16 protein-coding genes and 1 riboswitch are annotated in these 12,882 nt (G+C 40.9%); of the genes, 11 read left to right on the top strand and 5 right to left on the bottom strand.

The genetic code is table 11. The features are described 5' to 3' along the window. Positions 1–5 precede the first annotated feature (5 nt). From ABJL82_RS07565 to mdh, 6 genes are all read left to right on the top strand, one after another. Complete coding sequence (locus ABJL82_RS07565; RefSeq protein ID WP_347274125.1) at positions 6–1,271, top strand: PilN domain-containing protein; 1,266 nt, start codon at positions 6–8, stop codon at positions 1,269–1,271. Positions 1,272–1,276: 5 nt separating this feature from the next. After that, entirely contained in the window at positions 1,277–1,879 is a 603-nt protein-coding gene (gspM, locus tag ABJL82_RS07560; RefSeq protein WP_347274124.1) for a type II secretion system protein GspM, read from the top strand. Positions 1,880–2,128: 249 nt separating this feature from the next. Then, positions 2,129–3,163, top strand: a complete 1,035-nt coding sequence (locus tag ABJL82_RS07555; protein WP_347274123.1) for a tetratricopeptide repeat protein — start codon at positions 2,129–2,131, stop codon at positions 3,161–3,163. Positions 3,164–3,379: 216 nt separating this feature from the next. Next, the gene (locus ABJL82_RS07550) at positions 3,380–3,670 is read left to right on the top strand and encodes a hypothetical protein (RefSeq protein ID WP_347274122.1); all 291 of its coding nucleotides are present in this window, start codon (positions 3,380–3,382) and stop codon (positions 3,668–3,670) included. A gap of 3 nt (positions 3,671–3,673) precedes the next feature. Next, positions 3,674–4,372: a class I SAM-dependent methyltransferase gene (locus tag ABJL82_RS07545; RefSeq protein ID WP_347274121.1), complete on the top strand. Its 699-nt coding sequence runs from the start codon at positions 3,674–3,676 to the stop codon at positions 4,370–4,372. 88 nt (positions 4,373–4,460) lie between these two features. Beyond that, complete coding sequence (mdh, locus tag ABJL82_RS07540; RefSeq protein WP_347274120.1) at positions 4,461–5,402, top strand: malate dehydrogenase; 942 nt, start codon at positions 4,461–4,463, stop codon at positions 5,400–5,402. Between the two features lie 329 nt (positions 5,403–5,731). Here mdh and ABJL82_RS07535 read toward each other — a convergent pair whose 3' ends face one another. Continuing rightward, positions 5,732–6,082 (bottom strand): hypothetical protein, encoded by a 351-nt coding sequence (locus tag ABJL82_RS07535; protein ID WP_347274119.1) that lies wholly within the window; start codon positions 6,080–6,082, stop codon positions 5,732–5,734. A 157-nt stretch (positions 6,083–6,239) separates the two neighbouring features. Between ABJL82_RS07535 and ABJL82_RS07530 the strand changes: the two genes are divergently transcribed. Both ABJL82_RS07530 and ABJL82_RS07525 read left to right on the top strand, forming a co-directional pair. After that, positions 6,240–6,761, top strand: coding sequence for a FapA family protein (locus tag ABJL82_RS07530; protein ID WP_347274118.1), 522 nt, complete (start codon positions 6,240–6,242; stop codon positions 6,759–6,761). Between the two features lie 29 nt (positions 6,762–6,790). Further along, a complete protein-coding gene (locus tag ABJL82_RS07525) occupies positions 6,791–7,342 on the top strand; it encodes a FapA family protein (protein WP_347274117.1) in 552 nt (183 codons plus the stop codon). A 232-nt stretch (positions 7,343–7,574) separates the two neighbouring features. Here ABJL82_RS07525 and ABJL82_RS07520 read toward each other — a convergent pair whose 3' ends face one another. Together ABJL82_RS07520 and ABJL82_RS07515 are read right to left on the bottom strand one after the other, a co-directional pair. Further along, complete coding sequence (locus ABJL82_RS07520) at positions 7,575–7,964, bottom strand: PIN domain-containing protein (RefSeq protein WP_347274116.1); 390 nt, start codon at positions 7,962–7,964, stop codon at positions 7,575–7,577. Continuing rightward, the gene (locus ABJL82_RS07515; RefSeq protein ID WP_347274115.1) at positions 7,954–8,169 is read right to left on the bottom strand and encodes a hypothetical protein; all 216 of its coding nucleotides are present in this window, start codon (positions 8,167–8,169) and stop codon (positions 7,954–7,956) included. The genes ABJL82_RS07520 and ABJL82_RS07515 overlap by 11 nt, the downstream gene beginning before the upstream one ends. Positions 8,170–8,637: 468 nt before the next feature. Between ABJL82_RS07515 and ABJL82_RS07510 the strand changes: the two genes are divergently transcribed. Next, entirely contained in the window at positions 8,638–9,300 is a 663-nt protein-coding gene (locus tag ABJL82_RS07510) for a hypothetical protein (protein ID WP_347274114.1), read from the top strand. Positions 9,301–9,375: 75 nt separating this feature from the next. On the opposite strand, the gene ABJL82_RS07505 is transcribed toward ABJL82_RS07510, so the two are convergent. Together ABJL82_RS07505 and ABJL82_RS07500 are read right to left on the bottom strand one after the other, a co-directional pair. After that, the gene (locus ABJL82_RS07505; protein ID WP_347274113.1) at positions 9,376–9,657 is read right to left on the bottom strand and encodes a hypothetical protein; all 282 of its coding nucleotides are present in this window, start codon (positions 9,655–9,657) and stop codon (positions 9,376–9,378) included. Further along, positions 9,627–9,758: a hypothetical protein gene (locus ABJL82_RS07500; protein ID WP_347274112.1), complete on the bottom strand. Its 132-nt coding sequence runs from the start codon at positions 9,756–9,758 to the stop codon at positions 9,627–9,629. Before ABJL82_RS07500 ends, ABJL82_RS07505 begins: the two co-directional genes overlap by 31 nt. 31 nt (positions 9,759–9,789) lie before the next feature. On the opposite strand from ABJL82_RS07500, the gene ABJL82_RS07495 reads away from it, so the two are divergent. Both ABJL82_RS07495 and ABJL82_RS07490 read left to right on the top strand, forming a co-directional pair. Continuing rightward, positions 9,790–10,605, top strand: a complete 816-nt coding sequence (locus tag ABJL82_RS07495) for a hypothetical protein (protein WP_347274111.1) — start codon at positions 9,790–9,792, stop codon at positions 10,603–10,605. Between the two features lie 650 nt (positions 10,606–11,255). Next, a riboswitch (cyclic di-GMP riboswitch) is annotated at positions 11,256–11,338 on the top strand. 264 nt (positions 11,339–11,602) lie between these two features. Then, a complete protein-coding gene (locus ABJL82_RS07490; RefSeq protein ID WP_347274110.1) occupies positions 11,603–12,739 on the top strand; it encodes a hypothetical protein in 1,137 nt (378 codons plus the stop codon). The last annotated feature ends 143 nt before the right edge of the window (positions 12,740–12,882 follow it).

Genomic DNA, 12,882 nt, shown 5'->3' with positions numbered 1-12,882 from the left:
ATGCTATGAGTAGTATTCCGTTTGTTGGTGTCTTTTCCCCCAGCGGCACTGGTTTATCTTTGCATGGGGATGATCTTGTTATTACGTTTGTTTCCAGGAAATTAATCAAATTATCGTATGAAACGTTTGTAGTAAAAGATTTTTTAATTAAAGATAGCCAGCAATTAAAACCAATTTTAGTGCAACAAAAGAAATTTGCCGGAGAGATAATCCTCTCCGTGCCCAGAGAATTATGTATTATCAGAGAAATAGAATTTCCCTATGCAAATATTAAAGAATTACGGGAAGCGTTATCATATCAGTTAGATAGTTTTATTCCTTTTAATAACGAAGATGTTTATTTTGATATCCACTTGCTTTCCCGCAACCGGCACAATTCAAAGGTACTCATTGTTGCGGTAAAAAAAGAGGCATTGGATGATATATTGTTGCGTTTGAAAGCGCTCGAAATAATGCCATCTCGAGTTATTATCACACCCTTCGCATTTATTCCTCTCATAGCAGACAAACGAGGCGCTGTTGCTGTTGTTAATAAAAATAAAAAGGATTACTGCTACAGCCTGTATGAAAATAGTTTCCTGAGGTCATCGTCGATTGTGAAGAATCTGGATGAGTTGACAAAACAGGTAAAGGCGAATGCTCCCGGGGCAGTTTTTTATATAAATAACGGTGATACAATTTTGCCGGAAGACTATTCTGTTCAAACAAAACTGATGGATGAGAATGCAGAATCATATGGCGCAGCGCTTTATGGCGTTTCTGGTTATCCGTGTAATATAAGCTTAATTAAGTTAAAGAGAAAACAACGCAATCCTCAAATATCGGCAATGTGTTTTTTGACAGGCTTCTTAATATTGTTTATTTTTTTGATACCCTATATTCAGAAAATGAATAACCTTGCAAGAATAAAAACCGTGGATTCAATAATTAAATCATTAAAAAAAGAGATAAAGATTGTTGAAAATACAAAAGAGAGGCTGGAGTTGTTGGAGAATACGGTGATTAATGTTGATGAAATCAGCGAAAAATACATTCCAAGAATTGATATTATCCTGGAATTAGCGAGAATTTTGCCGAACGACGCTTGGGCTAAAACCATTAAAATAGATAATAATCTGTTTGAGATAGAGGGTGACGCGGTATCTTCCACCCATTTAATACCCATTCTGGAAAATTCACCTCTTTTATCAGCGATTGGTTTAGCATCTCCTGTTACCAAAACGCAGAGCGGGAGGGAGAAATTCCGGATAAAGGGTAAGGTTGAAAGGTAGTAGTGATGGAAAAACTAATTGCTGTATTTAGAAGATTTAAAGTACGAGAAAGAGTTCTGCTGATTGGCGCAATACTCGTTCTCTTTTATATTGTCGTCGATAGGGCAATAATTACCCCATTCTTTACGTCAATCAACGAAACGAAGCAAAGTTTAGAAACGAAAGAAAAACTGCTGGAGAAAAGTTACTCGTTTATTGCAAATAAAAAACGATACGAAGAACGATTGAGTGAGTTGGAACAATATTATGAAAAAATGAAGAAGAAGTTTTTTTATGAGGAGACGGAGGAACTTGCATCTGCAAAATTGCAGGAGATAGTAAATAATATTGCTAAAAAAAACGGTTTGGTGGTATCGAGAAGCACTGCACTAAAGAGAAATATTATCAATAAGAATCCGTATCTCATAGCATTATCAATTAATATTGAAATAAGCGATATCAAGAGTACGGAAGAATTGCGGAATTTTCTCTATGATATCGAATATGATAATGATAAAACACTTTTTATTGACAATCTTAGAATTAAAGTATTAGGTGTTACGGCAGTGAAGGGTGCGGTTCTTAACTCAACCTTAACGGCTGTTGCCTTTATAGAAAAGAAATCATAGAATAGCATAGACTGCACCAAACAAATTCAGTAATTTCTTTGCATTTTTGGGCAAAATATTTAATGGTTGTTTCTGCAGTCGGCAATCGGCGGTTGACCAATGTGACCAATGACCAGTGACTGACTGTAGTTACAGTATAATCGCCTCATAATAAGCGCTAATTTTCTTGACAATTCAACTTGTCAAACTAAAATGCCATAAGAACGGCGGTATTATTAATTATTTGAAAAGGAATTCGGGGAAAATAACATGAAAAAAACAAATTGCCATTTTGAATTTCTTTCGTGGTTAAAACCAATCTGCAGTTATACGTTTTTTTTTGCCTGTTGTTTTGTCTTGGTCAATGTGGGCTGCGGGAAAAAAGAAAGCCCTTTAACGGAAATAATTGAAATAGAACGAATAGAACCAGTTACCGTAACACCAGTTCCTTACGCGGTTACAACGGACACAAAGCCGCCTATAGACATAAATGCTATTGCAGAAGTTCAAGCGCCGGAAACAACAGAAAAATCAATTCCTCCGGAAAAGCAACAAGCCGAACAATCTATTCAGGAAAAATCACTCACGGCAAATGATTATTACAACAAAGGATATGAATTCTTTCAGCAGGGGTGGATAAACGAATCGACAGAAGCATTTAGCCTGGCGGTTAGTTTAGATCCGACGATGAAAGAAGCATTCAGGATGCTTGCTTTATCATATACTAAATCAGGTAAAACAAACGAAGCGATTGTAAACTTCAAAAAAGTGATAGAACTAGACCCTGGCGATGCAAAAGCACTTCTTGAACTGGGAACTCTTTACTACAAGAACCGCATGGCCGATGACGCCATTGCTACCTTTGAAAAATATGTCTCGCTTGATCAAGGCAATGCCAATGTTTACTATAATATGGGATGTATTTATGGTGAAAAAAACAGTTTTGACAAAGCAATAAAAGCATACCTTATGGCATTAACCATTAATCCGAATCATGTCCCAACGTATTACAATATCGGTGTAGCATATAATATGACGGAGAGATTTGATGAAGCAATCGAAGCGTTTAAAAAAGTTTTAAGCCTTGAACCTGAAAATCATGATGCGCTGTACAATCTTGGATTTGCATATAATAAAAGCGGGCTATACAATGAATCATTAGAAATTTGCCAAAGACTGACCGAATTAAACCCTGCAAATACCAATGTGCGCCTGTTGATTGGAGATTCATATAATAAACTCGGCAAACACGAAGAGGCGAAAAGAGAATTTGATATTTACAAAGAACTTGTATTTAAGAAATGAGATTATTTGTAACACTTTAGTTTTTTGAAAAATTCTAATAATAGCGATGTTTACCGCATAGTGTAGGGACGAAGCATTTGCCCGTTTGGGTATGAATGCATTTATGACAATTTGCAACAAATGCTTCGCCCCTTATTTTGCATCACGCGCTGCGTCCTGATTGTGGATTATTTACATTCGTCCCCATTTGTGACTAAAGTTTATGGATGTTTTATTATGAAAAAAATTTTGATTTTAATGTGCTTTTTTCTGTTAACAGGCAGTCTGTTCTCCTGCGGTTTCATTTGCGCCCAAACAACACCGGTAAGTAATCAAACAGAGGAAGCCAAACATACGCAACAATTTCAAAATCCCCCTCCCCTCCCGGAAATAACGCCATATCCACGGTCAAAACTTGAGATTATTCAATACATATTGCTGCCATTCGCCATTGGCGCATCGATCTGGCTCATCTTGCGGTTAGACAAAGAAGAACTGGAAGAAAAAGGCGGAGAGGAGGAAGGCTAGTTTATGTGTGGAAAAAGAACCAAAGTCCTCTCCCTCATCGCTATTTTGGGAATATTGTTTTTTTGCTGTGAAATGCATGCCCAATATACCATACAACTTGAACGTCCAGGGAAACTGTTCAGTCCTGCAAAAATTCCGCTGCTTGAGAATCCTGAACGTGATGTATGGCAAAAACCGGAATTACTATTGGATGCGCTGGAAATCAAAAAAGGGAGCGTTGTTGCTGACATTGGAGCCGGTTCCGGATACCTTGTCATGAGGCTTTTAAAACGTACCGGACCAAGCGGGACGGTTTATGCTGTTGATATACAACAAGAAATGCTTGATTACATTAAAAACAGATTAAATGCGGAAGAAGAAAAAACAGTTCATCTCGTGCTGGGCGGCATGGATGACCCTTTATTACCTGCAAACAGCATTGACACGGCAATCTTGCTAAGCACATACCATGAAATAGCGCATCCGGTTGATTTCATGAAGAAAGTGAAAGCCTCACTGAAACCCGAAGGCCGGGTAGCAATTATAGAATTTGGCAAAGAGAGTCCCATTGGCCCACCGCGCAATGTCCGCTTACCGGAAGAATTGGTTATCAACGAATTAAAACAGGCGGGGTTTACATTACAAAAGAAATATGACCAACTCCTTCCTTACCAGTATTTTCTGGTGTTTAGCCCAGAGGCATATAGTCAACCTGCTCCTTAGGCTGGCACAGCCGGAATCAAACAAACACGAAATGCGGGATTCGTAATTACACTTATTCACACATCATGAAAATCAATGGAGTCTGTTTATGGCCAGAAAAAAAATAACCATTATTGGCGCAGGAAATGTCGGGGCCACATTGTCACAACGCCTTGCAGAAAAGGAACTCGGAGATGTGGTACTTTTAGACATAGTGCAGGATATGCCACAAGGAAAGGCCTTGGACATCCTGGAGGCAGGTCCTGTTTATGGATATAATACGAAAATCACCGGTGCGAACGTTTATGAAGAAACAAAGGATTCGGATATAGTAGTTATCACCTCTGGTGTGCCGAGAAAACCAGGAATGAGCAGGGATGACTTGCTTCAAATAAATACGGGTATCGTAAAAGGAGTTACTGAAAACATAGCAAAGACCTCGCCGAATGCCATTCTCATCATAGTGTCTAATCCACTGGATGCCATGACATATGTGGCTTACAAAATCAGCAAATTTCCCAGGCGTCGCGTTATCGGAATGGCAGGCATTCTTGATGCTGCGCGTTTTAGCGCTTTTATTTCAATGGAGCTCGGCGTGTCCGTTGAAAATATCCATGCATTTGTCCTTGGAGGGCATGGGGATACTATGGTGCCCTCTACCCGGTACACCACTATCGCCGGCGTTTCTGTTGAAGAATTAATTCCACAGGAACGATTGAATGAAATTGTTGAGCGAACGAGAAATGGCGGTGCGGAAATTGTTAATTTGCTGAAAACCGGCAGCGCGTTTTACGCCCCTTCGGCAGCCGTTATGGAAATGGTTGAGGCTATTTTAAAAGACAAACGAAAGATAGCGCCATGCACCGCTTTGTGTGAAGGAGAATATGGTATAAAGAATCTTTTTGTTGGTGTGCCGGTAATACTTGGATCCAATGGAGTTGAAGATATTTTTGAAATCAAGCTCAACGAAAAAGAGTCCATTGCTTTACAAAAATCCGCTAATGAAGTAAAACAGCTATGCAATAAAGTTGACGCATTATTGGGACTTTAAGGACTCGGAATTTCCTATTATACCGTCGTAGCAGTTGGCAGTCGGCAATCTACAGTCGGCAAATTGCAGATTGAGGACTGAGGACTGATATATTAAATTCTTCTATGTCCTTTAAAGCGTATAGCTTTGTTCTACAACTTTTTACGGAAGAAAACAGGGGGGACTTTAATGCCTGAGCTAAACCGCCCGCTTTGCGCGGTGATTTAGCTCAGGCATTATGTATAGTACTCCTGAATTACCTGTGGTTGGATTCTTTACTATTGAATCAAGAAGTGAAGCGTATAAAAAACTTATCATACCCTTCACCTCCCGACCCTCTTCTTCTCTTTTTACGTCATTGTTAAGAGTTCATCAACCGCTGCAGATCTCTTTGCGAACCTTTCCTTCTGTATACCACCACCTACAGCCTTTGCTTCCTCTACTTTTCCCGCAAAAAAATTAGGAATAATCTCATTATCCCGGGTGTTCCTGAAAATATCCCACGCATCCTTCACGTCTTTTATTTTGGCCTCAACATTCGTACCTTTAGCATTTTCTATTAATTTAGGGAAAAGCGCCAGTGTTTCTTCTGTCAGCTTTTCAACCTTTGCACTGCTTTCCTTTTGCTTCGTCAGATCGCTTTCTCCGTGCATGGCAACAAGCGCCGCTCTTGCATCCAGTCTTAAAGTTATTAATATCATCTTTAGATACTGCCATATTTCATCCTCCTTATAATAAATTTTATACCTTTGCTGTTAATTTACAGACAAGCCACTTGGCTGTTACTGTGTGGCAAAGGATAACAGGTTGTCTGAAGCACAAAAATGCAAAAAACCAGCTATTGATATACGAGGACTTATGGCACGAGAAATCGCGAAACAGGAAAATGTCGATATTACTCTGGAAAACGTTTTGGAAACCCTGAAGGCAAAGGGCATCTCTTTTGGAATAAAAGACGACGCCATAAAGGCTGCCCTGGATAAGGTCAGGCAAGAAAATATCTCTGTTGAAAACACGCTTATAGCCGAAGGCGAACAACCGGTCCATGGCAAAGACGGCAGTATTGAGTTTTTATTTGATGCAAGATCAAGAACCAGACCTCTTGTGGGGAGCGACGGCAGGGTGGATTATTACAATACAAGTATAATTGAAAGTGTAAAAAAAGACCAAACACTGGCCAGGCTAATTGCTCCTGCTCCCGGAAAACCAGGAAGGAACGTCTACGGTGGAATAGTTGTCCCAATACAGGGAAAGCTGTGTGGATTGCCGGTTGGAGAAAATACAAAAATATCTGACAACGATCCGAAACTGTTGGTATCGTGTATTGATGGAAACGTAAGATATATTGGCGGCGTTGTCTCCTCACAGAGGGAGATGTGACCGTTCGCTTTGCAAGGAATCGGACCATTGTGGCAAATAATATTAAAATATTACGAGAGGCAATAGATTGTGTGATTTACGCAAAAAAAATGGTGAAGGCGGAAGGGGACAGGTTATCTATCGCAGGTGGGCTGGTAGTTGCCGGCACATTAATCGAAGTGGAATCATTAGGAAGCAAAAAGGAGATTTACACAGACGTAGAAGTCGGTGTTGACTATGCAGCGCAACAAAAGCAAATGAACACAAGGAAAGAAGCAAGTGATTTGAGATCTGCCTTGAAAAAGGTTGATAAAGAACTTGCCCTATTACATGAGATTAAGAAGTCAAAGGGGGAACTGACCGCAAAGCATGCCGATACATTCCAACAACTTCTTTCCCGGAAAGAGGAGATAGAAAAAAGATTAAGAGACCTCCCAAGCGGAGAAACAGTACCTGTTTATAAAGACGCCAAAGTGGTTGTTTACAAGGTTGTTTACCCCGGGGTGGAAATAAAGATCGGAGAGGCAACTATGTCCATTCTTGAGGAGTGTTATAATACAACATTCTATTTGTTTGAAGGCGAAATCAAACAAAGTCCATAAAATAGTTTTTATACCGATTGCCCCGTCCTTTTTTGATTCAACCTAACCTTAATTTGCAGCCCTGGAAAAATATTCAATATTCAATATTCAATTCTCAATGTTCAATTTGTAAGGACACGCCATGGCGTGTCCCTACTCATTTGCCTCTATTCTTTTACATTAAATATTGAACATTGAATATTAATTTTCAAAAAGGTGCTAACGGGGCTTTTCGCGGTGTTTTTTCAAAAATCTAAAGTGTTACCAATAATTTGATTATGCTGCATATCTTCTGAATAAAGAAACCGGCAATCGTTAAGCAATGCAGTCGCAAACACCAGGCTATCCCAATAAGAGTAGCCGGTTTTATTATTATGTCTAGCGCTTTCAAAACATTTGCCGTATAAATCTCAATTACGGGAAAGGCGGTGGTTATTTCAACTATGATATCTTTCGCATCTTCTTTTGCGCAAAAATTCTTTTTTGTCAAAACATAGTAAAGTTCTCCTATAATTTGTGCGCTGAAAATAATGTTGTTGAAATTTGTCTCCACAAGCTGTTTAACCTTGAAATATTTGATTTCAGGAGATTTTGCATATAAATAAACCCAAAGATTTGTATCAATCAAGACCTTATCGCTCATAGATTTCCTCTCGATTGAATTTGTAATCTTTGGGCAAGGTGAAGGCGTGTTTTTCTACGTATTGAAGAAATCGTTCTTTTTTTACATGGGTAGTTTCTTCTTCAACAATAATGATTTTGAATTTTTTCCCTTCTTTTTCAAGACCTAAACTTTGGTCAAGGACAAGCGTTCCTTTTTTATAAGTTGCTTTTGTGACAATGTTCATTGTTGCCTCCTTTAAAAAATGACGCTGTAAAAATAGATATTTCTGAAAGTTTGCTGAATGATGTTTGGGACGCCGACTCCTTTATTCCAAATTAACTATGTGTATAGCATGGCTTTATGCACGTGTCAAAACGGGAATTTGTAAGAATTGTAAGGATTGGTGAAGCCTGTCCTGAGCCTGTCGAAGGGCGTCAGCGCACCCATCAATAAAATGACCGGAATATAATTGATTGGTTTGCTTGCTTGCTTGCAGAACCGCAGAATATTGAACAAGGAATAACGAATATCGAAGTAAAACCTTCTCCATTCTGCGGTTCCTTGTTCGGCATTCGATATTCGATAAACATTAGCCGTAAATGTTCACTATCCGTGTTTTATCCGCGTAAATCAGCGGCTAAAAATAATTCAAAAAAAATCGTAAATCGTAAATCCTAAAAAGGGGGGTTAGACAACGAAAAAAGTTGGTGTTATGCGCAGGTTACAATGGTGTTTGCCATTGGCAATCTTCATGGGAATTCTCATGGTAAATCCGTTATGGTCGAATGCGGGCAATACAAGCACGACAGACAAATACGCCTGGTCGGAAAATAGCGGCTGGGTCAATTTCAATCCCACCCACGGCGGGGTAACGGTGTATTCTACCTATCTTGAAGGCTATACATGGGCAGAAAATATCGGGTGGATTAAACTGGGCAACGACGCCGGAGGCCCCTACAATAACACCTCTTCCGGTGACTGGGGCGTTAACCATGATGGCGCCGGAAACCTCTCAGGGTACGCATGGAGTGAAAATGCAGGCTGGATCAACTTCAACCCAACTCACAGCCAGGTGACTATCGATACAGCCACCGGCTCATTTGACGGGTATGCCTGGGGAGAGAATATCGGATGGATACACTTTAAGAACACTTTCCCTGCCTACAATGTTATTACAACCTGGGCGCCGCCATCCGGCGGCGGAGGCGGTGAAGAGCCTGTAAAAGTGGTACTCACCGTTAGTTCCACAAGTCCATCAAACGGGGGTAACAGATGTTTCGGTCGATACTACCATCTCCGCGAAATTTTCGATGCTTATCAATGGCTCAACGGTCAGCACGGACAGTATTTATGTAAGCGACGCCGATGGCAATAAAATAGAGGGAACGGCAAGCACTGATTCATATAACGCCGTATTTATTCCCTCCGGCAACCTTTCTTATGACACAACCTATACGGCAGTCGCTACAACAGGAATCCAGGCGGCAAACTGGGCAGGGACTACCCTTGATTCAAACCATTCATGGAGCTTTACCACGGAATCCGTTCCCATAGTTCCTACGCCAACTCCAACGGCAATACAGTCGCCTACCACGACAGTGGCATTGTCACCGACGCCGACGCCCACTCCGGTGGTTGTTGTGACACAGACGTCCACACCGGCTGCAACACCCACTCCACCGGCAGAGACAACTCCTACTCCTACAATAACGGCAGAGACGCCCACTCCCACGCCTTCCCCCACGCCAACACCGGCACGTTCCTTGCCACCATAAAGACGGGAACAACCACGTCCAGCGGGGCAGGTTCAACGGTACGGTCAAATACCGGCACGGTAAAGACCCAACAAGACGGTACTGTAACGGTGACGTACAGCCCGGATGCCTTTGTATCGGTCACAAAGAAGCTCTCATTCAGCAGTTATGATGCTCAGCTTTCCTTTGACCGGCCGGTATACCGCATAGGAGAGTATGCGGGGATTACACTGACGGATGCGGAGTCGAACGCCGACCACGAAACAGCGGAGACGCTTACGGATGAGGTGTATATCGACACCTCTTCATTCAACACCACCGGTGTAAGAATGTTGGAGACGGGGACAGACACAGGTATATTCAGGGGTTCAATACAAATCAGCAATGACTCAACGCTGGAATATGAACGCATACAGGCGGCGGAGGGAGACACCCTGACGGCGAGCTGTTATGATGAAACCACCACAACAGGATTCCCTCAATTAGTGACCGATACATGCTCAGTAGCGGTATTGACAGTTCCAACGGCAACGCCGCCGGCAATCCCATCTCCAACGCCAACTCAAAAGCCATCGCCTTCACCATCTGCCGTGGTATGTGATGATGCGGAGGAGGAGGTAACGGCATTGCCGGACTCACTTGAACTGGAAAAGGGAGAGGAAGGGCTGGTAATGATAACGGTTACCGGTGCGGATGGTTGTGGGGTAGAAGGGGTCAAGGTAAAGAGAAAAGTAACCACGAGTAACAATAAAAAAATAAAGGTTAAGCCTTCAAACCAGAAGACAGACGCAGAAGGTAAGGCGGTATTTACCATAACTGCAAAGAAGGATAAATGCAACCTGAAGGATAATTGTAACGCAAAGGCGCGGTTTAAGGCATCGGGGGTAAAGGAAAAGGCCGAAGTGACAGTTTGGCTGGTGAAATAGGCGTGAGGCTGTGAATGGTTATTGGTTGAGTAGTTGAGTAGTTGAGTAGTTAAACCCTGAACCATAACCGGACGTATGTTGGTCAACCCTGACAGGGTTAGGAACCCTGTCAGGGTTTTTTTGTAATAAGGGCGCTATGTGCAGGCAATGGCGGAATCAACCATATAAAACGTGTGGTTCGGGCTTCGTCGTGAGCTCAGCCGAACGGTTACAAACCCGAACCCGCAAGAAAGAGATCAATACTCAATACTCAATACTCAATACTCAATACTCAATATTCAATATTCAATATTTTCTATAGCTTTTTGTATAGCCTTTAAAGATATTGATGAAATTTGTAACACTTTAGTCTTTTGAAACTGGAAATTGTCATTTGTAGTGCGACGAACCTCGTCGCACTACATGGTAGAGACAGGTTTCAAACCTGTCTCTACTTAGATATTTCAAGCGAGGAACGAGCAGCAACCGTTTATATACTCTGCCCCTACGCTTACGGCAAGCAGCGCTATTATTGGAATTTTTCAAAAAAATAAAGTGTTACTATTCTGCATACATTTCAAACTGGCGTAACTGTTACAAATATTTTAAAATATTTTTTTTATCAAACCTCGATAATTTTCTTGACTAATTAATGCATTTTGGTAAAAGTGTGCATACAAAGGCAAACCAATCGTGAGGTTGGGACGCAAAGCCATGGGTCTTGTTTTTTGGGAAAGAATGCCAGGTTGCCACCTATAATGGTGTAAAAGCTGTTTATTGATCAGGCGCTGAGCCGGTAAGTATCTTGTTTGTAAAAGGTTTAACTATAAACATACGGTTGAATCACTTTTGCAAAATTTGATGCTTTATTGATTAAGTTCAAGATTTCAATAGGCTTTTAAGATAACCCAAAACCCAAGGCATATGTGGCATATTGTCTTGGGTTTTTTTTATTTTACAATGGGTGGGAAATTGTTGTTTTTGTTAGAGAAAATTTTTTTTGGCAAGGAGTGAGATGATGAAGAGAAAATTAGTTTTAAGTGTATGGATGATCGTATTTACAGGTATTTATTTGTCATTTGTAGTGGAGGGGGCTGGAGCGGATACCCTTTATAAAACCAGCCTTACTGTCAGTGATTCAAGCGCTTTTGATGGAGACAAATTAGATGCAAGTGTTGAAATAAACAAAAATGGAAAAGTAAAATTATCAATATCCAATTTAATACATCTTGATACACTACTGTATGCCAATAAAACATGTGCCTTAGTAATTGAAACAGAAGTGAACGATATCGCAAAGCCATATGAATTTCCATTTGAGATTGAAGAGGGGATTGCGTTAGAGGATATGGACCTTGCTCTTCAATCAGGCGATAAAGTGGAGATTGTAAGCGTGGTTATTAACGAAAAGGCTTCCCCTGCAGGAACCCCAACTCCTTCTCCCATTGTCGTTGCTTCTCCTTCACCGGCAGGTTCTTCAACTCCTGTAGCAACGGCATCTCCAATTGCAACCACATCGCCTGTTGTGACGCCTACCGCAACTGTTGCGCCAGATTCAACCCCTGTTTTGGAAGTTTCGGCAGAGATATCAGGGGATGATGTTGAATTGCTGGTTCCGGGAGGTTTGATTACTGATGCCGAAATAACGCCTACACCAACGCCATTTGCCACGCCTGCGGCAACGCCAACAGAACCTTCTGCAACTCCCACATCAACGCCAGCCGAGGCGCCTTCTGTAATAGTTGCATATGTGAGCTTCCAGTCAAAGACGATTAATCTTAATAGTAACGGTAAGTTTATTGCCAATATAAAACTACCTTCCACGCATAATATCGAAGATATAGTATGTGAAACAGTAGTGTGTGAAGGTGCTGTTGCAATTGATTGTGATAAAAAAAAGGATAAACTTAAGGTCAAGTTTAATATAAGTGATTTAGAAGTTGATTTAGATTTAAAAACAAGTGAATCACAAAGTGTAGAATTTACCATTACAGGGGAATTGTCGGATGGTACAAAATTCGAAGGAAGCGATACCGTTAAGGTGAAGGGAAGTAAGAAGGGGAAAAACGATGACAACGACGATGAAGACGAAGACGATGATGATGATGATAAGGGTAAAGGCAAGGACAATGGAAAAGGGAAAAATCGACGCTAATGAACAATCTTAGGATTGAAATTAAATTTGAATGGTTTATCAAGGATTTTATTCGGTTTAAGATATCGTAGAGAAAGGAAAAAAACTTTCCCAACCTCTTGAAAGAGAGGTTGGGAGGCTTTTTCTTTTGGGAATGTATGCAG

The organism is Candidatus Kuenenia sp., from assembly GCF_039794105.1.
In the GTDB taxonomy this organism is placed as follows: Bacteria; Planctomycetota; Brocadiia; order Brocadiales; family Brocadiaceae; genus Kuenenia.
This window is presented reverse-complemented; position numbering and strand designations above follow the sequence as displayed.

Coding starts and splice junctions, on each gene's coding strand:
- ABJL82_RS07565 (WP_347274125.1), top strand. CDS start 6: ATGAGTAGTATTCCGTTTGTTGGTGTCTTTTCCCCCAGCGGCACTGGT.
- gspM (WP_347274124.1), top strand. CDS start 1,277: ATGGAAAAACTAATTGCTGTATTTAGAAGATTTAAAGTACGAGAAAGA.
- ABJL82_RS07555 (WP_347274123.1), top strand. CDS start 2,129: ATGAAAAAAACAAATTGCCATTTTGAATTTCTTTCGTGGTTAAAACCA.
- ABJL82_RS07550 (WP_347274122.1), top strand. CDS start 3,380: ATGAAAAAAATTTTGATTTTAATGTGCTTTTTTCTGTTAACAGGCAGT.
- ABJL82_RS07545 (WP_347274121.1), top strand. CDS start 3,674: ATGTGTGGAAAAAGAACCAAAGTCCTCTCCCTCATCGCTATTTTGGGA.
- mdh (WP_347274120.1), top strand. CDS start 4,461: ATGGCCAGAAAAAAAATAACCATTATTGGCGCAGGAAATGTCGGGGCC.
- ABJL82_RS07535 (WP_347274119.1), bottom strand. CDS start 6,082: ATGATATTAATAACTTTAAGACTGGATGCAAGAGCGGCGCTTGTTGCC.
- ABJL82_RS07530 (WP_347274118.1), top strand. CDS start 6,240: ATGGCACGAGAAATCGCGAAACAGGAAAATGTCGATATTACTCTGGAA.
- ABJL82_RS07520 (WP_347274116.1), bottom strand. CDS start 7,964: ATGAGCGATAAGGTCTTGATTGATACAAATCTTTGGGTTTATTTATAT.
- ABJL82_RS07515 (WP_347274115.1), bottom strand. CDS start 8,169: ATGAACATTGTCACAAAAGCAACTTATAAAAAAGGAACGCTTGTCCTT.
- ABJL82_RS07510 (WP_347274114.1), top strand. CDS start 8,638: ATGCGCAGGTTACAATGGTGTTTGCCATTGGCAATCTTCATGGGAATT.
- ABJL82_RS07490 (WP_347274110.1), top strand. CDS start 11,603: ATGAAGAGAAAATTAGTTTTAAGTGTATGGATGATCGTATTTACAGGT.